Here is a 19,826-nt window from a genome sequence, read left to right on the forward strand (position 1 = left end):
CTACACAGACCCCTAAAGTAAGGAAAAAATTCGCGTAAAAATAATACCAAGAAAGCTTCCTATAGCGTAGCCAAAAATACCAGAAGCAACACCAGAAATAAGAACCTTTGGGTTTTTCAAATGAGTGACAACAACTGGGACATATCCCGGAGAAAATACTGCCCCAGCATGCGTTGATAACATTGTATCTGTATCAATCTTTGCAATCTTGCAGAATATTACACTTAATAAAAGAGTCAAATAGAGCATACCACAGCAGAACAGGAAGATATAGACCATCGACGGGTCTAAGAAAGTGCGTAAATCAGCGCCTGCAGTTAATGGGAAGGCAAAAATCATCACCACGTAAATACCAAGATTATATGTCCCCTTTATCTTTCGGAAAGGTCCTATTAATGAACAAAGGATACCAAAAATAGACGACCCGATAATAACTACCGTGCTACGTGCTCCAGGATCAAACAGTAACGAAAAGCCTTTGCAGACAAAGTAAATTGCTACCGTTAATACAAACATACTAAGGCACGGAAGGAGATTTTTCTCAGTGAAGATTCGAAGAAAACCACCCCATTCGGATGTATCTTCGGACGAGGCTTGCTTAGCTGCCGCAAGCTGACTATCCCAATCAGATGTTTTCACTGACGAGATTTGCCCAGTTGCTTTACGCTGCCCTTTGGATAAATATGAGACATTATCCTTATACGGAAGCAGGAATTTTCCAACCACCTGTTTCGCGCAGGTCACCATGAAGATCATCCAAGGAATTTCATAAACAAGCATCGAGCTCATCATCATAGTCAAAGTACCTTGAGACATGTCCGCTGCCTGCGCTACCGCTACTGCGTTAAACGTCGCACCCGTTAACCCGCCAATTAACGAACCCGCCATCTTATGCGCTTCTGGCAGTATATTTTTAAGAAGCAGAACCATAGTAAATCCGCTTACGGCTGCGGCGAGAGCCGAGCAGATAAACCCCCAAACCGACTTCAATCCCGATGTTTTCACCCAATGTTTAAAATCAGTTCCCATTAAAACTAGTGGAATTGCAAGCGGTATTGTAACTGTCGTAAACAGGCTACGCACCTCTAAATGTGTTTCTGGTGTGGGAAAGATATTTCCAAAGATCAGTCCAAGGAAAAAGCAGATCATCATTGCCCCAATCTTCATTAAAAAACTGTATTTTTGAGTCACCCACATTGCAAGGATCGGTACAACGATATAAGTAACCGCCATACCCCAGTCATACAGTGTCCATGTAGAAAAGAACATTTAACTACCCCTCTCAAAATTTGTATTGAACATTTGTAAATATAACTATGGATTAAGTAATTTTATCTTCTCCGTGTCTCTTTAAATACACGGAAGAAGTTTTCACTCACCACCTTTTTAGTATCTTCTTTACTAAAACCACGTTTGAGGAGATGATTAGTAATATTCATCAAATTTGCAAGGCTGACAATTCCCTCTGTAAACATTGATGTTTTTCCCTATCCGGCGTGTAGTTGTTTTTTCTTTATGTCTTTTTTCATGGATGGACGCCCTTGTTTCTTTGAATAAAGGACGTCTATACCTTGTTCTTCTAAAACTTTTTTCCACCGTAAAATGGTTGTTGGGGCTGAAATATTAAAGATCGCAGCAGTAATTCAATTTTAACTTATCCCTTGGTTTCCCATACTCCTACTCAATTTTGTGAGTGACCAAAAAAAGAACGTATCGTTGTTGTACCCGTTAAAGTTCTTTTACTTGCAGCTGTAGTACAAATTCTTTCGCTAACGTAATAAAAGGATTCACAATACAGGACTTTTCATTATTCCGCCAAACCACAGATGTTTCAATATTTGAAGATGTGTCATTAATTTCTTTAAAAACGATTCCATTTTTTTGATTGTTTTTCAATAGGTAAGGTACAATCGCTACCCCAATTCCTGCGGAAACAAGGGATGTAACCTCTGTCGAAACATGGGCAGTTGTAATTTTGGGGTAAACCCCTTTTTTATGGAAAATACCCATTACGGTATCATAATAAACTGAACCCTCTTGTCTTGGGGTCATAATAAATGTATCTTCAGCTAACTCTCGTAAATCTAAAGGAGAGTTGTTTTTAGCTAAGATATGGTTTTCTGGTAAAACTGCAACAAAATGTTGTCTTCGAATCGACATTATGTTTAAATTACTGTTTTCGTTAATGATGGGTGTGCAAATTAGCCCTATATGAATTCTTTCCTCATTTAAGGCGCGTAGTTGCTCGGTAGTACTCATCTGATGAACTATTACCTCAACGAGTGGGAACCTTGCTCTATAAGATTGCAATAGTGGAATGAGATCATAGGTTGCCGATCCCGTAAACCCAATCACTAATTCCCCAAATTCTCCTTGGTATACTTTCCGAGTTTGTTCACATGCTCTCTCTACCTCTCTAAGAATTTTATATGCTTTCTCCAAAAAGTACTTTCCAGCTTCCGTTAATTCAACTTTGCGTTTAGTACGATTAAATAACGAAACTCCTATTTCATTTTCTAATTGTTGAATTTGGTGACTTAGTGGGGGTTGGGAAATATTTAAACGATTAGCAGCATGACTAAAATTTAGTTCCTCCGCAACAGTGATAAAATATTTTAAGTGCCGTAGTTCCATGAACTTAACCCTCATCTCTAAATAGTAATACTTTAAAAGTATAATAACCTATTTTTTAAATATTTGTAATATTTTTAATTTAAATTAAAATTAAAAATAAGGTCAGAAGAGAATAGAGAGATTACTTAGAAACTTATATAACAATCTTCTGCTTACCAAAAAGTTTAATAGTGAAGAAATTATCACGGAATAGGAGATGATTATCCTCAAGTTGGAACTACTGAAGCTGAATAGTTTACTGATGTGCTCCGGTACTAGATACCCTTTTAGAAGATTTGTCTCAATTGGCGGGTGTGTATTTTGTTTGAAAAGTGGAGTGTGTAAAACACCAGGAAAGAGATTCATTATAAACCGAGAAATTTAAGAAGTTGATTTATGAAGGCTGAAAAGACTGCAATATTTTAACGCAAAATTGGAGGAAAATATGATGGAAAATTTATCACCATTGTTAACCATTGATGGCTGTGAATATGCGGAAGGGGATTTTGAAGGGTGCTCAGATGCGGTACTTCAATCTAAAATGAGTGCATTCTTCCTAACTTTGTCTTCCTTTGAGGGTTTCGCTGAAACAATTCGGTCAATTGGAAGGATATACAATTTAGCGGATAAGGAAGAGAAAAAAATTATGGTAGCACGATCCTATGGTGATTTAGTTAATGCTGCTGAAACGGGTAAAAAGTCAGTAATTTTAGCTTTCCAAGAACCCTATCCAATTGGTAATTCTTTAGATAACCTTCGCGTTTTTTATGAGCTTGGGGTGAGGGTGGTTCAACTCACCTATAATAAAGCAAATTATATTGGTACTGGTTGCACGGAATCGATAGATCGTGGTCTTACTGATTTTGGTAGGGAATTGATTGCGGAGATGAACCGGCTTGGTATGCTAATCGATGTTTCGCATTGCAGTAAATTAACTACACTACAAGCGATTAAAGAAAGTTCTCAGCCAGTCGTATTCTCCCATGCGAATGTAAAAAAAATAAGCGATAATCCACGAAACAAAACGGATGAAGAGATCAAGCTACTTGCTGAAAACGGAGGCGTAATCGGATTAACTCCCTGGTCACCGATTTGCTGGAAAAGAAAATTCGATCAGCAACCTTCCCTTAATGATTATTTAGATCATGTTGAATATGTTATCGATCTTGCAGGGATTGACCATGTAGGTTTTGGCAGCGATATCACGCCGGATGGAAAAGAAGATCGATCCGGAACGATTGTACAAGCAACCTTATATCCAGAAGTGGTAGGGGACTATTACAAAAGAGTAGGAACTGACCCAATTTTGGCACATGCAAAAAACTTTAAAGGAGCAAAAGAGATCGAAAACGTAATCGAAGGATTGGAAGAGAGAGGATACAGTGAGAATGAGATAGAGAAGTTTTTAGGTGGCAATTTTAAGAGAGTGATAAAACAAGTTTGGAAATAAAAAAGAAAGTTATTTAAGTGGGTCCATAGACGGTAGCTATTATAGAGAGGTGTTTTGTTAGATATTACTTTTTATAAGTGCAATCAAAGGATTAAGGTAACCTATACATGTTGGAAATAGATTGTCAGCCTAATTAAAGGTGGGGGATAATATGGGAATACCAAGAAAAATGACTAGTCTTCTTATGTGCGCTGTACTTGGTGTAGGAGTTATGGCAGCCTGTTCTCCTGGAAATAACAAAAAGTCTTCTTCGACGAAAAAACGCGACACTATTAACTATGCGATTAATGTAGATACTAAAACATTAGATCCTCAATATGAAAATGATAATAATTCTGAGCAAATTATTCGTCATATGTATGAAACATTGTTAGTTCGAAGCAGTGACGGTCCACAGCCTCACTTAGCAGAGTCATGGTCCATTTCAGAAGACAAATTGACTTGGACATTTAATCTGCAAAAAGGTATAAAATTTCATGATGGCACCGAACTCACTTCTGATGATGCTGTTGCTACATTCAGAAGAGTTAAAGAGCTTGGAGCGGGACGAACCCCTACAGGATTTGCTTTTGTAGATGCAATTGATAAGGTTGATGAATATACATTTACGATTCAAACGACAGAGCCAATGGGTGGTTTGCTATTTACTTTAACAGATCCAGCTTACTCTATTTTAGATGATGCTGCAATTAAGAAATACGGAACAAATATTGGTACAACTGTAGAAGCCGAAAATGGAACAGGCCCATATAAATTGGTTTCCTGGGAACTTAATAATAAACTTTTGATGGAAAGCTTCGAGGATTATTGGAAAGGAAAACCACCTACCAAGTATTTGAGTTTCATCACAATTCCAGAAAGCTCTTCAAGATTGGCTGCCTTGGAGAATGGTGAAGTAGATGTAATAGAAAAGTTCACTTTTGAGGATTTGGAACATCTGCGTCAGAATCCAGAAATCAATGTTACTGTAACACCAACTGATGGCTATAGGATATTCCAATTTGGAGCCGATGATCCAATTATGTCTAATAGTAAAATTAGAGAAGCTCTGATTTATGCAGTCGATAGACAGGCAGTAATTGATGCATTATATGGTGAAACTGCAGAACAGCCAACTTCAGTTATTGGTAAAAATGTTTTTGCTTATAAAGATTTAGGTGCTATCAAACCGGATCTAAACAAAGCAAAACAGCTTTTAGCAGAGGCTGGTTATCCGAATGGGTTTAAAACAAAAATTGTCACTACTCCAAGATATGAAAAAGGAGTAGAAATGGCAGAGATATTAAAATCACAACTGGAAAAAATCGGTGTAAACGCACAGATTGAAGTTATTGATTGGACCTCATTTGTACCAATGATTTCTGGCCTTACTCCAGAAGAATTCGATTGGCCAATCTTTATCATGGGTGTTGTTTCTATTACAGGGGATGCTGATAGTGCATTTAGAGGACTTTTCACTACTTCAGAAACGGGCAAGAATAATAGAAACTATGGATTTTATTCTAATTCAGAGGTTGATGAATTAGTAGCAAAGGCTGCAACAGAAATAGATCAGATTAAACGTAAAGAGTATTATGAAAAAGTTCAGAAAATTCTTTACCTGGAGGATCCAAGTGGAATCTGGATGTGGGGTGTAAATTATACCACTGCTTCTAATGCTAAATTAAAGAATATTACTATTCATCCTATTGGTGAACAAACCTTCGAGAATGCTGTTTTTGAGTAATAGCATTTGTGAAAGAGGGAGTTTTGATATAAACTCCCTTTTCTAAAAACATGGGGGAATATACATGACCGGATATATTTTTAAAAAAATTTTACAGCTGATCATAACATTATTCGTAATTTCAATTCTTGTATTTGTTTTAGTACATTTAGCACCGGGAGATCCGGTAAAAAACATGCTGGGTATGAATGTGTCGGAAGAAACGATCAATGCGGAACGTGAGCGCTTAGGGTTAGATAAACCGTTGGTTGTTCAATATACAAATTTTGTTAAAAATCTAACCCACGGCTATTTAGGTAAATCCATATATAGTCAAAGACCAGTAGAGGAGGAAATCCTGCAAAAATATACAGTTACCTTTCAATTGGCGTTAGGTGGTGTTCTTATGGCCACCGTTATTGGAATTATTTCAGGAATTATCTCAGCCACTAATCATAATAAAGCTATCGATAATATCATTATTACTCTTGCTCTTGTAGCTGTTTCAACACCACTTTTTTTCTTATCCATTATGGGGATATACTTGTTCTCTGTAAAGTTAGGTTTGCTCCCAAGCTTTGGCATAACTACATCCTTACATTATATTTTACCAATTACGATACTAGGTCTCTATTCAGCTGGAGAAATATCAAGATTGACAAGATCTTCTATGCTTGATGTGTTAAGTCAGGACTATATTCGGACATCAAAGGCAAAAGGAATACCTAATCGCATTATTATATATTTTCATGCGTTAAAAAATGCTGTCATACCGGTAATTACCAGTATTGGGTTACGTTTTGGCATTTTACTGGCTGGTTCAGCATTGGTTGAAACAGTATTTTCAATTCCTGGAATGGGCAGATATTTGGTAGACGGTGTATTAAACAGGGATTACCCGGTTGTTCAAGGAGCTGTATTAGTACTTGCAGCAACATTTGTTACTGTAAATACCATAACAGACCTGATATATGCCATTGTTGATCCTAGAATTAAATATTAATAGGAGGACGATAGCATGAAAGCATTTATAAGAAATTTTGCTCGCCGTAAAATAGCTGTTGCAGCATCTATTGTAATTATCGCTTTTATTTTAACTGCACTGATTGGACCTTTCCTTTTAAAATATGATCCTAACGCACAGGACTTGCTTAACAAATACCAGATGCCAAGTACGGATCATATATTAGGGACGGATAATTTAGGAAGAGATATTGCAACACGTATGGTTTATGGAGCGAGAATATCACTGTTGATAAGCTTTTGTGGTGTTATGATAGGAGCCCTTATCGGAGTAATCATCGGAGTTTGTGCAGGATATTTTGGTGGGGTTTTTGATACTGTGATTTCTGGAATTATTGATATATTACTAGCTTTTCCTGGTTTATTGTTAGCTATAGTAATCATATCCATTCTGGGGAGTGGGGTTACGAATACTATGTTAACTATCGCTTTTTATTCAATACCTAAAGTTGCCAGATTGGTTCGAGGAAGCGTCTTGGCCGTAAAACAATCTGAGTATATACAAGCATGCCGCACTATGGGAGCTTCTCATTTACGAATAATAACACTTCATATTATACCCAATATAGTGTCTGTCATAACTGTAGACACTACTTTAAGCTTGGGTTATGCGCTCTTAACAGCTTCTGGGTTATCCTTTCTTGGTATTGGTGTTCAGCCTCCAAATCCTGAATGGGGTGCGATGCTAAGTGAGGCTAGAGTTGCACTTCGGACTTTTCCATTGGGGGCAATTGTACCAGGAGTTGCTATAACGTTGGTAGTATTAAGTTTTAGTCTTGTAGGTGATGGTATTCGTGATGTGTTTGATCCTAAGCTAAAAAGAGGTAGGTGAGGATATGAGTGAAAATATATTAGATGTACAAAATTTGAAAATACATTTTTATACCGAAGAAGGAGAATTACCTGTTATAAATGGAGTTGATTTTTCTTTAAAAGAAGGAGAAATCATGTCAATCGTAGGAGAGTCCGGTTGTGGGAAAAGTGTTACTGCTATGTCTATACTGGGCTTAATTCCAAATCCTCCCGGTAAAATTGTAGATGGCGAAATTAAGTATAAAGGAAATGATTTGACGAAGCTCTCAAACAAAGAAATGGAAAAAATACGCGGGAATGAAATTTCAATGATTTTTCAGGAACCGATGACTTCCTTGAATCCTGTGTATACTGTTGGAAAACAGATTATGGAGTCCCTAAAATATCACCAGAGGATGAAAGCTAAAGAGGCCAAAGAAAAGGCAATTGAATTAATTAGTTTAGTAGGGATTTCTACGCCGGAACGATTCTTTTATAATTATCCACATCAATTAAGCGGAGGGATGCGTCAAAGGATCATGATTGCAATTGCATTGGCTTGTAACCCAAGAATATTAATTGCAGATGAACCTACGACAGCACTGGATGTTACGATCCAAGCTCAGATTATGAGCTTAATGGTAGACTTGAAGAAGAAAACTGGAACTTCCATTATTTTGATTACACATGATTTTGGTGTGGTTTCTAAAATGGCGGAAAAGGTAATCGTCATGTATGCGGGTGAAGTAGTAGAGGAGTGTTCAGTAAAAGAAATTTTTCGCAATACTCTGCATCCTTATTCGGAAGGATTACTAAAGTCGGTCCCTACGCTAAAGGATGAAAAGGAATATTTATATAACATTAAAGGAACAGTACCTACACCTAAAGACTTTTTGCCAGGATGCAGATTTGCCCCTAGGTGCGAATATGCAACAGATAAATGTCTACAATCCAAGCCACAGTTGAGGGAAGTGGAGCCTGGACACAAAGTGCGATGCTGGAATCGGGGGGCGTGACTATGGTTGAAAAAAAAGAATTAATGTCATTATCTGATGTGAAAATGTATTTTAGTATAAAAAATAATAAACGATTATTTGCAAAAAAACAGTTTTTGCGTGCAGTAGATAATGTCAGTTTTACAATTTATGAAGGAGAAACTCTCGGCATAGTTGGAGAAAGCGGATGTGGAAAATCAACCACAGGCAAGATAATGGCAAAGCTTCTTACTCCTACAGAAGGTAGAATTACATTTGAAAGTAAAGATATTAATAAATTGAACAAAAAAGAAGATTTGGCTTATAAAAAGAAAGTGCAATTAGTATTTCAGGATCCGTATTCTTCTCTTGATCCTAAATTTACTGTCGGTCGTTGCATTGAGGAACCACTAGTCATCCACAAGGTTGGAAACTCAAAAGAACGAAAAGTTGCCGCTTTATCACTTTTAGAAGAAGTAGGTCTATCAGCAAATGCTTATAAGAGACATCCACATGAGTTTAGTGGCGGTCAACGGCAGAGAATTGGAATTGCCCGTGCTTTGACGTTAAAACCTTCGTTAATAATATGTGATGAACCAGTATCAGCATTAGATGTTTCCATTCAGGCTAAAATCTTGAATATGATGAAGGATTTGCAGAAAAAGTACAATTTGGCCTATGTATTTATATCGCATAATTTAGCAGTTGTAAACCATATGTGTGACCGCGTTCTCGTTATGTACCTGGGGAATATTGTGGAAGAGGCAAGTAGGGAGGAATTATTTAATGCTCCATTGCACCCATATTCGGTCGCCTTGTTAAAAGCAATTCCGGTGATAGGGGAAGAAGGAGATTTTGGCGATGATATCCTTCATGGAGATGTACCTAGCCCTATTAATCCTCCAGAAGGATGCTGCTTTTATGGCCGGTGCAAATTTGCTATCGAGAGATGTCGTACAGAAAAACCAAAGATGCGAGCCACAAATTCTAACCATAGAGTAGCATGTCATATCATCTAAGTTGTATATCAATAGAAAGTACTGAGTTTTTATCCATTCTATGCTAAATAATTGGAGGAGAGATTATGTTAAGAGGCAAGCTAAAAGTAAAACTCGAAGACAATAAAGTAAAGCTCTCTTTTATGCAGAGAGGATTAACCGATGAAACAGCAAATGTTCCGGTGAAGATTTATCGTAGACAGGAAGAATTGCCCTATGGTACAGAAAATCGATATGAACCATGGGAGGAATATGTAGATAATCAATGTTATCAAGACAATTCCGAGCTCATATTTGAAGGTGTTCTTCCGTGTAATTATTCTTTTTGTGAATATGTAGACTGTGACGTTGAAATTGGAAAAACATATTTTTATTGGGTTGCAGCTAATTCCTATGGTGAAAATACAGTTTTAGGGGCAACAGCAGTTAAGGTTCGTGATCAAAATGTTTGGTGGTCTTATAAGAGAGCGGTCGAAGAGCTTTATAAGATGAAAGAGGAATTCCCAGCAGTTGAGATGAGCGTTGAACGGTATGGAGAAAGTACTTATCATGTGGATATTATGGGCATCACGATTGGAAAAAAGGATAATGCCATTGCCTTGACTGGTGCTATTCATGCTGGAGAACCTGGTCCAGAGCTTTTGATACTTGCAACTCGTTGGTTATTGGAAAATCACCCCGGTATGTTTGAGAAAGTTGGCTTTGCCATTCTTCCGGTTATTAACGTAGATGAAAGAGAAAAAGTTGTAGAGGGTGCTCCGTTCTATTTGCGTATGAATCCAAATGGAGTCGATTTAAATAGAAATTTTGATGCACAGTGGTCTAGAGAGTACGTGTATGGATTCGATAATGGTGTACTGGGTAGCAGTACATATCATGGACCATACCCTAATAGTGAGAACGAAACGAGAGCAGCAACCTTATTTTTAGAAAAGGTGAAGCCTAAGGGATTGTTTGTATATGATTCCTGTTCTGTGGTAACTGAAGACTATATGTTGTATTCACCGACGCCGGATGATCCTGAATTTGAAATGCTTCAGGCGGAAGTAGCAACATTATATTCTAAAGCATTTCGCGAAAATAATCCGGGATGCGGAACTTTTACAGCACCACATATTACTTATCCACATCAGTTGGAGGTGTTTTCCGATACTGGAAATCCAGTTGGAACTTATAATAATTTAGCTTACAATAAGTACCGTATTGTCAATTTTTCCTTGCAGGATGCTTGGTCCGATGAGGGGAAGAAGCACATGATAGATGCCACTGATGTTGATCTACTGAATAAATGGTCACTAAGGCATGCATATGCACTTTTAGCTATGATGAAGTATTTTTCAAAGTAATCAGATGGAAGTACAAAAGTAATAGATTGAAAGTATATGAAAGTCATCTATTTAATCATAAAATTAATTGCTGGAATCAGCACAAAGTGGAGGTAATAATAATGAATCTCGAAGAAAAATGGAAATTGGCAGGAGATTATGAAGTTAATTTTCTTTGTAATGATGATCCTGATTTGAAAGCTTTGGCAATCGAATATAATAATGCAATTTCACCTGAGGCTAGAAAATTGCATGATGAATCCATCATCATTGATATGTGTTCTTTCTATTTACACGAGTATAATTGGCAGTTGGAACAATCAAAAGCAACAGCTATGAATTTCACAATTGGTGATGTATACTGTCCAGATAGTAGCCAAATGTTAAGGGCTATTACGGGAATGCATAGTTCTGTCCACCGCTCGCCAAACCATTTAATGATGATTAATACCGTTGATGACATCTATGAAGCAAAGAAAACCGGGAAAACTGGCATAATCTTTGGTGCACAGCACTGCGATTTTATTTTTCATTCCGACATAGAGGCTTCTACGGAAGTGTTCTCTATGTTGGGCCTTCGTGTAATGCAGATTGCTTATAACCATCGGACTTTTGCAGCAGATGGATGTGCCTCAGGATCCGATGCCGGAATCACCAATCATGGTAAAATGTTAATCCGTGCTATGGAACGCAATGGTGTTACTTTGGATTTGAGCCACGCAGGAAGAAGATCTGCATTGGAGGCAATTGAATTTGCTGAAAAGCCAATGATCTATAGTCATCAAAATCCAACCGCTTTATTCCCTCACGTTAGAAACATTGATGACGAGCCATTGAAAAAATGTGCAGAGCGTGGAGGAGTAGTATGCGTTACTGCGTATGCCCCATTATTGTATGATGGTAAAAATTTACCGTCAGTAGAGAAATTTGTAGATGCAGTTGAACATTATGCTGATATACTTGGAATTGACCATATCGGTGTAGGCCTTGATTCTAATGGACAGGCTGGATGTTATGATAGAGATCATGCAATAAATTTGAATAAATTTCATCGTAGCTATTATGAAAAATACGGCTCTCCTTACATCGCTGGTATTGATGCAGGACGTGGCAAAGCTTCTGTTTGTGTAGATGGAATTATTAGTACAGCAAATTTACCTAATATAACATACCATTTATTAAACAGAGGTTTTAGTGAATCTGATGTTAAGAAGATAATGGGAGAAAATATGCTCCGTATTTTCAAAGAAACATGGAAATAATGGTATCTCGCAATTATAGTAATTGGTCTTAAAGGCGTTCGTCGCGCACCTCAGTTCTCAAAAAACGTTAATTCAACGTATCAAAGGCTCTCAAACAAATTATGGTTTGGGGGTCTTTTTTATTGTATAGCATACTAGGCCTAATCACAGGGTTACTGCTCTAGTCCGTCAGAAGATTACAATAAAAGGAAAATCGTTTAGTTTTACTGTTGCTTTGAAATAAGGTTGCGATGTTTATAAAAAAGACGCGATGTTTTAAAAAAAGTTACGATACTTTGTCTCTATCAATTAATGAATTTTAAGTGAATGTTGATCAAACTTTATTTCAAAGCTACACGAAGAAAGGCAATCAGAAATAGAGAACCCTTTACATTCTAATTTTCTTCCTTATTGCGGGTAGTGACAGCTTCGCTGGTACTACCCCATTAATTTAATACTGGAGATTCTAATGTATTTAGCTTCGTCTATTTGAGGAAGACTTGGGTACTTTTCAGCATTATATCCGTGTAGGTTGGTTATAATCTCATCGGATTGAATGTTAACTAATTGCTTTTCGATTACATTAAAATGTATTTTATCTAGAAATTTTTTACACTATTTCGCTTAAAAATTTGCAGATATAACTACACCACCTGTTTCATAAACTTCCAGCATCTGTACTCCATCTATCCCTATAGGAATGACTTTTTCAATTACGATATCCGAGTTACTTCCGACAAGTATTAAGCCATTTTGATTAGCAGATATCTTAATACCCGACAAAATAGGGAAAGGTATTATCCCTTATACTTTACCATTAGTTTACTGTCCACTTGTTTGTTAACTATCTCAACCATTTTAATAATGAATTGTTCCTCATAAAAAAATTCTTATTCCTTCTCCAAGTTAAGGAGGTTTTTGTTTAATTTGGCATAATTGAAAAAAACTCCATCGATGTTCTTTTTGTGTATGAACCACCAATATGAAGTTTTAGTTACCAACATTAATGCCAAGTCCATTTAAAAATCAAAAATTGGTTACCAACACTAATGTAGTTTAAATATTATGCCAAAAACTCGTTAATCCTTGATATTAAGGGTTTTTCTAATTACCAACATTAATGTCCCTAAACACTTTTATATACCTGTAACTTTCTCGGTTTCCATGCTACAAAGTCGGTACCCGACCGGTAGGGAATCCAGGCGGAACAGGCAGCAACATCATTAGTATCAAACCGTTAATCAAACGTTCGTAATATAAGGTTAGCCAGATTTTTCTGGTTGACCTTTTTCTTATTAGTCTTATTATAGCGGTAGTCGGGGTAGAACGGCTCAAACGTGGGACTTGATCCCGAAATCAAAACTGTTCACCCCCTACTTGTATGAACATGTTTCGGGCTGGTTGGGACGCAGATCCCGTTTAACAAGCGAACCTATGACATTACAAGGAGCTTTAGGGGTTACCGACTAATACTATATTTTGGAGGGGGAGATTAAGTCATGAATCCAGTCGTAGGTCTGGATGTAGCAAATGGGGAAAGCCAAGTTCAGGGCTTTTTAGATAAGGGGAAACCGTATCGTAAGGGATTTAGTTTTAAACATAATCTTGATGGCCTGGGGAAGTTATTGAGATTCCTTAAAGAACTTGAAAAAATAACAGGTGGTCATCAACCTTCGGTTGTGTTGGAATCGACAGGTCATTATCATACTCCTGTTGTTCATTTTTTGGAGGAACAGAACTATGTCTATATTATTGTGAACCCACTTATTTCTCATAGAGCTAAAAGTTCAAGTCTTAGAAAGGTAAAAACGGATGCGATTGATGCTTACCATTTATGTGAATTGTATTATAAAGAGGAATTAGAGCCCCACAAAAAGCGTGGAATACAACTTTTAAACCTTCGAAATCTTACAAGGCAACAAGAGTCTTTAGCTGAAGTAGCAGCTCAAACAAAGTTACAATTTCACGCTATTTTGGATCAGGTTTTTCCTGAGTTTAAAGGTGTATTCGGGAGTTTATTTTCAAAGGTTTCATTGCTTACTCTTCTAGCTTTTCCAACTTCTGAAGCGGTGTTAAGTGCAAGCGAGTGTGAAATAGCAGCTAAGATTACCTCACTGTGCCATAGTCGCTCGAAAAAATGGGCAAAAGAAAAGGCCCAAGCATTAAGAAATGCGGCCCTTCGTAACCCGTTTCAAAAAAACTTATATCAGAGTCATATTATCAATATCGAAATACTGGCAAATATAATTCTTCAATACCAAGAGCATCTATCGAAGTTACAAGCAGAAATAGATGCCCTAGCTAAAGAATTTGAAGAATATAAGATTATCCAGTCTATCCCTGGGATCGGAGAAAAAATCGCCGCCACGATTATTTCCGAAATTGGAGAGATAGATCGGTTTAATCACGCAAAAAAGCTGATAGCATTCGCAGGAGTCGATCCAAGTGTTTATTCCTCAGGTAAATTTACCGCCTCGAAAAACCGTATCACTAAACGAGGTTCTATCAGGCTCAGACATGCTTTATATCTGGCAGTTCAAAGTGGGATACGTGATTCTCGTAGGAAGAAAACAACAGAAGAAATCATCCCACGTAACAAAAGGTTAAGAGCTTTTTATGACAAAAAGCGAGACGAAGGAAAACCTTATAGAGTAGCTGTCATTGCCTGTGTTAATAAGTTATTACATTGGATTTATGCCTTACTAAAAAGCAAAACAAATTTCCATGATATGGATTAAATCCTATATATAACTAAATAAAACAAAACCTTCCAGTATAGTAGTGAGGGAAGGTTATTTGGCATGCTTATTTTTAGTATAACACGTGTATTTTTAACTTTTTACTGAAAAATGTTGACAAACTATTAGCTGGTTTTGTTTAAAACTAAAATTAATACAAAATCAGGCTGGATCCAAGAGCGGGTCCAGTCTTTTTCTGTTTATCCAATACGCCATCAATCCCTTGTCCAGTAAGGTTTTTTTATTTTTTATTCATTCCCCTGATTCTATTCTGTTGTTATCCACACTGGTTATATCCGTTGGGTTTCGATTCTGTTTCAATGTTTTATAATGGTATTATTATAATAAAAAGTAAAGAAGTGAGATGGAATGAAATCAGCGAGGATTATCCTTATAGATGATGAGGAAGCTATTTTGAATATGATTGATATAGTTTTACGAAAGGAAGGATTCGAGAACATTCAAACTGCTTCTACGGGAACAGAGGGACTCTATAAGTGCAATTCCTTTGACCCGGACATAATTATTTTAGATGTCATGCTTCCTGATATGGAAGGCTTTGAAGTTTGTCGTAGGTGTCGTGAAATAACCCGGGCCCCAATATTATTTTTGACTGCAAGAACATCTGACTTGGATAAGCTGATGGGTTTTGGGATGGGTGGAGATGACTATATTACCAAACCCTTTAACCCATTAGAGGTGGTTGCAAGGATTAAAGCTATTTTACGACGATCACAGCCGGAATATAAAGAAGAAAGAACACAGAATCGTATTTATGATTTTGGCCACTTTAAAGTAAATGAATCATCTGCAGAACTTATAGTAGATAACGAAAAAGTTACTTGTCCTGCAAGAGAATTTCAATTGCTTTTATTTTTATGTAAGCATCCAAATCGTGTCTTTAGTCGGAGCCAATTGTTTGAACAGGTATGGGGCGAGGAAAGTATAGGGGATGATAACACGGTTATGGTTCATATTCGCAGACTTCGAGAAAAAATTGAGAGTAACCCAGGTCATCCTAGTTTCCTCATAACTGTTCGGGGATTAGGCTACAAACTTGTTAGTCCTAAAATGGGGGACTGAGTTATGAACTTGTATTCTCGGATTACAATTAGGTTCCTGCTTCAAATTGTTTTACTTTTTATTGCCTTGTGGTGTGTCATTGGAGCCACCTTTATTTTTTATCTTTATAGTAAAAAATCCGCATCTGTGGAAGGGTTAAATTCTTTAGTTATCTTATTGCTACTTTTTACGGGCAGTTTGTTGGTAACGATTTTTGTGGCTATTTTCTTTGGACGTAGAATGGGTGCACCTATCATGCATATGATGCACTGGATACAGAACTTAGCAGATAAGACTTATTCGGAGCCTACCGACAAACAAGGAATCCCAAAGAGCAAAATTAATCATGATGGAGATTTACGCAAACCTTACAGAATATATCGAGATGTCTTTCTAGCTCTTGAGAATCTTGCTTTTTCATTGCAACAAAGCGATTTGGAGCGGAAGCGTATGGAAAAGACAAGAGAGGAATGGATAACGGGTATCACACATGACCTTCGAACACCACTTTCATCGGTCAAGGGTTATGCTGATTTGTTCGCAGCAGCAGAATACGACTGGACAGATAGGGAGATACGTCAGTTTGGTAACGTTATTTCTGAAAAAGCAACATATATGGAGGAACTTATTGATGATTTAGGGCTTACCTTCAGGCTGAAAAACGCAGATTTACCTTTAAACCGAAGTTCAGTAAACATCGTTGAAATTGTCCGTAGAGTGGTGATTGACTTAATCAACAATCCCCGTACAGAGGGACAGACGGTTCTTTTTGAAAATGATGTAGATACTCTCGTTTATCCGGTAGATACCAAGTGGATAACTAGAGCATTGGATAATTTGCTTACAAATTCTGTACTGCACAATCCAGTTGGCACCACGATTTCGGTGAGTATTCAATCTTTGTGTGAAAAGGACTTGCCATATTCAGGAGTATGTATTGAAATACGGGATAATGGTGCTGGAATGGATAAGGAAACAGTGGATCGTTTATTTGATAGGTATTACCGAGGAACGAATACATCTGACCATCAGGTAGAAGGGTCTGGTTTAGGGGCAGCAATCTCCAAGCAGATAATCGAAGCACATGGGGGTAATATTTCCGTTGAAAGCAGATTAGGTTGGGGAACTGTCATTGTGATAGAACTTCCTCCTGATAATTAAGGTCCTGTTAAGGTTCCGTTTAGCACCTTGTAAACTTAGTCCATTAAACTATGGACTGAGGTGATAAACAATGAGTGAATTAATAATCGAAACATCTAATCTTACACGAAAATATGGAAACAAAACTTCGGTAAATAAATTGAATCTGCAAGTACCTAAAGAAAGTATTTATGGATTTTTAGGACCGAATGGTGCAGGGAAAACGACCACCATTAAGATGCTGCTTGGACTCATACGGCCAACATCGGGAACCATTTCTATATTCAATCAGGAACTTTCTAAACACCGGATAAACATCTTGGGCCGTACGGGATCTCTTGTTGAAAATCCTTCTTATTATGGTCATCTAACAGGCTACGAGAACCTTGATGTCGTCGCAAAGTTATTAAAGGTTCCATCCAAACGAATAAACGAAGTGCTTGAGATTGTTCGTTTGACAACTGCAGCCAATCAAGCTGTCAAAGGGTACTCGCTTGGGATGAAACAGCGTTTGGGGATTGCCACTGCACTACTTGGAAACCCCGATTTAATCATTCTTGATGAACCTACTAATGGACTCGATCCAGCAGGTATACATGAAATTAGAGCATTAATTAAAGAAATGCCAACTCAACATGGAATTACAGTGGTTGTCTCAAGTCATTTATTAAGTGAGATCGATCAGATGGCAACTCATGTAGGGATTATAGACCACGGAAACTTATTATTCCAGGACGCTATTAGTAAACTTCATGAGCAGAGTGCTCCTCTGCTAATGATACAGGTGGATAAACCATATGAGGCGCAAAAACTATTGCATGCCAAGGGATTTCAAGTCTCAATGAATGGTGATGTATTACAGATTCCAAGTATAGACATGACAACCACCAATAGCATTAACAGATACCTGTTTCAGGCTGGATTTTCAATTTATCATATTAAAGAACAGAGTCGATCCTTAGAAGAAATTTTCCTTGATTATGTAGGAAAGGAGGGGAGTCTGTGATGAAAAGTGCACTCATGTCAGATTGGATAAAAATGCGAAGGACTTGGATAAAGATCCTTGTAGTTCTCGGTCCCTTTGGTGTGATCTCCTTAAATGCCCTACGATATATGCAAAATTTCCATGGTATTGTTAACCAAGGAGATGATGCCTTTAATTGGGCATTGCTCAATCAGAACATTAGCCACCTGTTAATGCCCTCCTTAATGCTAGGGATTGCATTGCTAACATCGTTACTCTGTGGTTTAGAACATCAAGGTCATTCTTGGAAACAGTTATTTGCTTTACCAGTGTCACCAGTTCAAATTTATTTAAGCAAGTTTATTTGGGTTACTGGACTATTGTTCATTTCAGCTACGCTTTGTGCTATTGGAACATTTGGAATCGGATTTGCTTTTGGTTTTACTACCCATATTCCTTGGCTTAAGGTTCTTCAAGGATGCTATTACCCTTATTTTGCGGCCTTTGGGATTGTCGCTATCCAGTTGTTGCTATCATTACTGTTTGCCAATCAGTCATTCGCCATTACATTAGGGGTTTTAGGAGTGATTGTTAGCGGGCTTACAAATGCGTTAGCACCTGACTCATTGGCACATGCGGAAACCTGGGCCCGGTGGGTACCGTGGACTTACCCGTCTTTGTCATCTATTAGTCATGGAGCAGTCCAACACATTAACTTTATCTATGTGATTTACGGACTCGCGGTAGCTGTTATAATGGTAGCCTTTGGGATTCGTCTATTCGCAAGAAAGGAAGTGCAATAAAACATTGATCTTCCGAATGTTAAGTTGCGAATGGAAAAAAATTTGTACTACGAGTATATGGATCCCTATTTTGGCAGTCCCACTATTGATGGTCCTAATTGGATTTATCATTCCGAGAAATTTGGGATTAATTGGTCGTGAATGGTCTTGGCTTTCTCTATATAGTGCAATGGTCCATATTTATGCCATTGTATTGCTTCCGATGGTGGCGGGTATACTTGCATCTTTATGTTGTCGATGTGAACATCTTTCAGGTGGTTGGAAACAATTACTGGCATTACCTATCAGTCGTATGGTTGTCTATAGTTCAAAGATATTTTATACTTTACTCTTTTTAGCAATAGTACAAGTTTTAGTCTTAGTGACTGTGCTTGTGGATGGATTAATGTTTTTGCATATAAAGGCACCTATTCCCTGGTATTTGTTGATAAAAGGTTTTATTGCCGGCTGGATTGCAACTATCCCGTTAGCTGCATTACAACTATGGGTTTCCACTTGGTGGAAAAGTTTTGGTGCCCCCTTTGCTCTGAACATCATTTTAACTATCCCTGCTTTAGCGGTTTCCAATTCCAGTGTTTTTGCACCTCTATATCCTTGGGCTCAACCAATGCTAGTCATGTTACCGTCTCATAATGGGATATTGAATTTAACACTGGAAACTACTATAACAATCACTACAGCTGGAATTGTTTTTATAATTGGTGGCTTGCTTCATTTTATGAAACAGGATATATAGAGTCTGGCATTAGTGGTGCTATTTTGATTAGTGAGATGCCGAGATATTATGGTAAGCGTTCTCTTTAAATCTTTGCTCTTTTTTCTATTGTATATAGCTGTAACTTTCCCTTTCCCTGTGCTTTATAGTCGGTACCCACTGCCGCATAGTCGGTACCGAAGCGGAAGGGAAACAGGCGAGTACAGGCAGCCGCAAAACTATAAATATGATCATTAAACAACCGTTAATCAAACGTTCGTAATATAAGGTTAGCCAGATTTTT

At 37.5% G+C, this 19,826-nt stretch carries 18 protein-coding genes and 1 pseudogene; 14 read left to right on the forward strand and 5 right to left on the reverse strand.

Translation table 11 applies throughout. The features are described 5' to 3' along the window. Window positions 1-12: 12 nt before the first annotated feature. The 4 genes and pseudogenes from ACZ43M_RS01035 to ACZ43M_RS01050 all read right to left on the reverse strand — a co-directional run bounded on the left by ACZ43M_RS01035 (window position 13) and on the right by ACZ43M_RS01050 (window position 2,634). A complete protein-coding gene (locus ACZ43M_RS01035) occupies window positions 13-1,269 on the reverse strand; it encodes a DUF819 family protein (protein ID WP_464505661.1) in 1,257 nt (418 codons plus the stop codon). A 62-nt stretch (window positions 1,270-1,331) separates the two neighbouring features. Next, the gene (locus ACZ43M_RS01040; RefSeq protein WP_464505662.1) at window positions 1,332-1,475 is read right to left on the reverse strand and encodes a membrane dipeptidase; all 144 of its coding nucleotides are present in this window, start codon (window positions 1,473-1,475) and stop codon (window positions 1,332-1,334) included. A 30-nt stretch (window positions 1,476-1,505) separates the two neighbouring features. Beyond that, window positions 1,506-1,640 (reverse strand): annotated as a pseudogene (locus ACZ43M_RS01045) (helix-turn-helix domain-containing protein); the annotation flags it as partial. A gap of 88 nt (window positions 1,641-1,728) precedes the next feature. Then, a complete protein-coding gene (locus tag ACZ43M_RS01050; RefSeq protein ID WP_464505663.1) occupies window positions 1,729-2,634 on the reverse strand; it encodes a LysR family transcriptional regulator in 906 nt (301 codons plus the stop codon). Window positions 2,635-3,058: 424 nt separating this feature from the next. On the opposite strand from ACZ43M_RS01050, the gene ACZ43M_RS01055 reads away from it, so the two are divergent. The 8 genes from ACZ43M_RS01055 to ACZ43M_RS01090 all read left to right on the forward strand — a co-directional run bounded on the left by ACZ43M_RS01055 (window position 3,059) and on the right by ACZ43M_RS01090 (window position 12,142). Beyond that, window positions 3,059-4,063 carry a dipeptidase gene (locus tag ACZ43M_RS01055; RefSeq protein ID WP_464505664.1) on the forward strand — a complete coding sequence of 335 codons (1,005 nt, stop codon included), beginning with the start codon at window positions 3,059-3,061 and terminating at the stop codon, window positions 4,061-4,063. A 151-nt stretch (window positions 4,064-4,214) separates the two neighbouring features. Further along, entirely contained in the window at window positions 4,215-5,789 is a 1,575-nt protein-coding gene (locus ACZ43M_RS01060; RefSeq protein WP_464505665.1) for an ABC transporter substrate-binding protein, read from the forward strand. A 64-nt stretch (window positions 5,790-5,853) separates the two neighbouring features. Next, window positions 5,854-6,771 (forward strand): ABC transporter permease, encoded by a 918-nt coding sequence (locus ACZ43M_RS01065; RefSeq protein ID WP_464505666.1) that lies wholly within the window; start codon window positions 5,854-5,856, stop codon window positions 6,769-6,771. 15 nt (window positions 6,772-6,786) lie between these two features. Beyond that, window positions 6,787-7,623 carry an ABC transporter permease gene (locus tag ACZ43M_RS01070; RefSeq protein ID WP_464505667.1) on the forward strand — a complete coding sequence of 279 codons (837 nt, stop codon included), beginning with the start codon at window positions 6,787-6,789 and terminating at the stop codon, window positions 7,621-7,623. 4 nt (window positions 7,624-7,627) lie between these two features. Further along, the gene (locus ACZ43M_RS01075) at window positions 7,628-8,599 is read left to right on the forward strand and encodes an ABC transporter ATP-binding protein (RefSeq protein WP_464505668.1); all 972 of its coding nucleotides are present in this window, start codon (window positions 7,628-7,630) and stop codon (window positions 8,597-8,599) included. A 2-nt stretch (window positions 8,600-8,601) separates the two neighbouring features. Continuing rightward, window positions 8,602-9,576: an ABC transporter ATP-binding protein gene (locus ACZ43M_RS01080; RefSeq protein ID WP_464505669.1), complete on the forward strand. Its 975-nt coding sequence runs from the start codon at window positions 8,602-8,604 to the stop codon at window positions 9,574-9,576. Window positions 9,577-9,641: 65 nt separating this feature from the next. Further along, window positions 9,642-10,901 (forward strand): M14 family zinc carboxypeptidase, encoded by a 1,260-nt coding sequence (locus tag ACZ43M_RS01085; protein WP_464505670.1) that lies wholly within the window; start codon window positions 9,642-9,644, stop codon window positions 10,899-10,901. 101 nt (window positions 10,902-11,002) lie between these two features. Beyond that, a complete protein-coding gene (locus ACZ43M_RS01090) occupies window positions 11,003-12,142 on the forward strand; it encodes a dipeptidase (RefSeq protein ID WP_464505671.1) in 1,140 nt (379 codons plus the stop codon). A gap of 603 nt (window positions 12,143-12,745) precedes the next feature. On the opposite strand, the gene ACZ43M_RS01095 is transcribed toward ACZ43M_RS01090, so the two are convergent. Then, entirely contained in the window at window positions 12,746-12,904 is a 159-nt protein-coding gene (locus tag ACZ43M_RS01095; protein ID WP_464505672.1) for a hypothetical protein, read from the reverse strand. A gap of 716 nt (window positions 12,905-13,620) precedes the next feature. On the opposite strand from ACZ43M_RS01095, the gene ACZ43M_RS01100 reads away from it, so the two are divergent. The 6 genes from ACZ43M_RS01100 (at window position 13,621) to ACZ43M_RS01125 (ending at window position 19,564) form a co-directional block, all read left to right on the forward strand. Continuing rightward, window positions 13,621-14,859 (forward strand): IS110 family RNA-guided transposase, encoded by a 1,239-nt coding sequence (locus ACZ43M_RS01100; RefSeq protein ID WP_464505251.1) that lies wholly within the window; start codon window positions 13,621-13,623, stop codon window positions 14,857-14,859. A 369-nt stretch (window positions 14,860-15,228) separates the two neighbouring features. Then, window positions 15,229-15,942 carry a response regulator transcription factor gene (locus tag ACZ43M_RS01105; RefSeq protein WP_464505673.1) on the forward strand — a complete coding sequence of 238 codons (714 nt, stop codon included), beginning with the start codon at window positions 15,229-15,231 and terminating at the stop codon, window positions 15,940-15,942. 3 nt (window positions 15,943-15,945) lie between these two features. Further along, window positions 15,946-17,082, forward strand: a complete 1,137-nt coding sequence (locus ACZ43M_RS01110; protein WP_464505674.1) for a sensor histidine kinase — start codon at window positions 15,946-15,948, stop codon at window positions 17,080-17,082. Window positions 17,083-17,152: 70 nt separating this feature from the next. Beyond that, window positions 17,153-18,067, forward strand: a complete 915-nt coding sequence (locus ACZ43M_RS01115; protein WP_464505675.1) for an ABC transporter ATP-binding protein — start codon at window positions 17,153-17,155, stop codon at window positions 18,065-18,067. After that, entirely contained in the window at window positions 18,067-18,828 is a 762-nt protein-coding gene (locus ACZ43M_RS01120) for an ABC transporter permease (protein ID WP_464507911.1), read from the forward strand. The genes ACZ43M_RS01115 and ACZ43M_RS01120 overlap by 1 nt, the downstream gene beginning before the upstream one ends. Before the next feature lie 16 nt (window positions 18,829-18,844). Continuing rightward, on the forward strand, window positions 18,845-19,564 hold the full coding sequence (locus ACZ43M_RS01125; RefSeq protein ID WP_464507912.1) for an ABC transporter permease: 720 nt from the start codon (window positions 18,845-18,847) through the stop codon (window positions 19,562-19,564). The last annotated feature ends 262 nt before the right edge of the window (window positions 19,565-19,826 follow it).

This window comes from Neobacillus sp. B24, assembly GCF_055381825.1.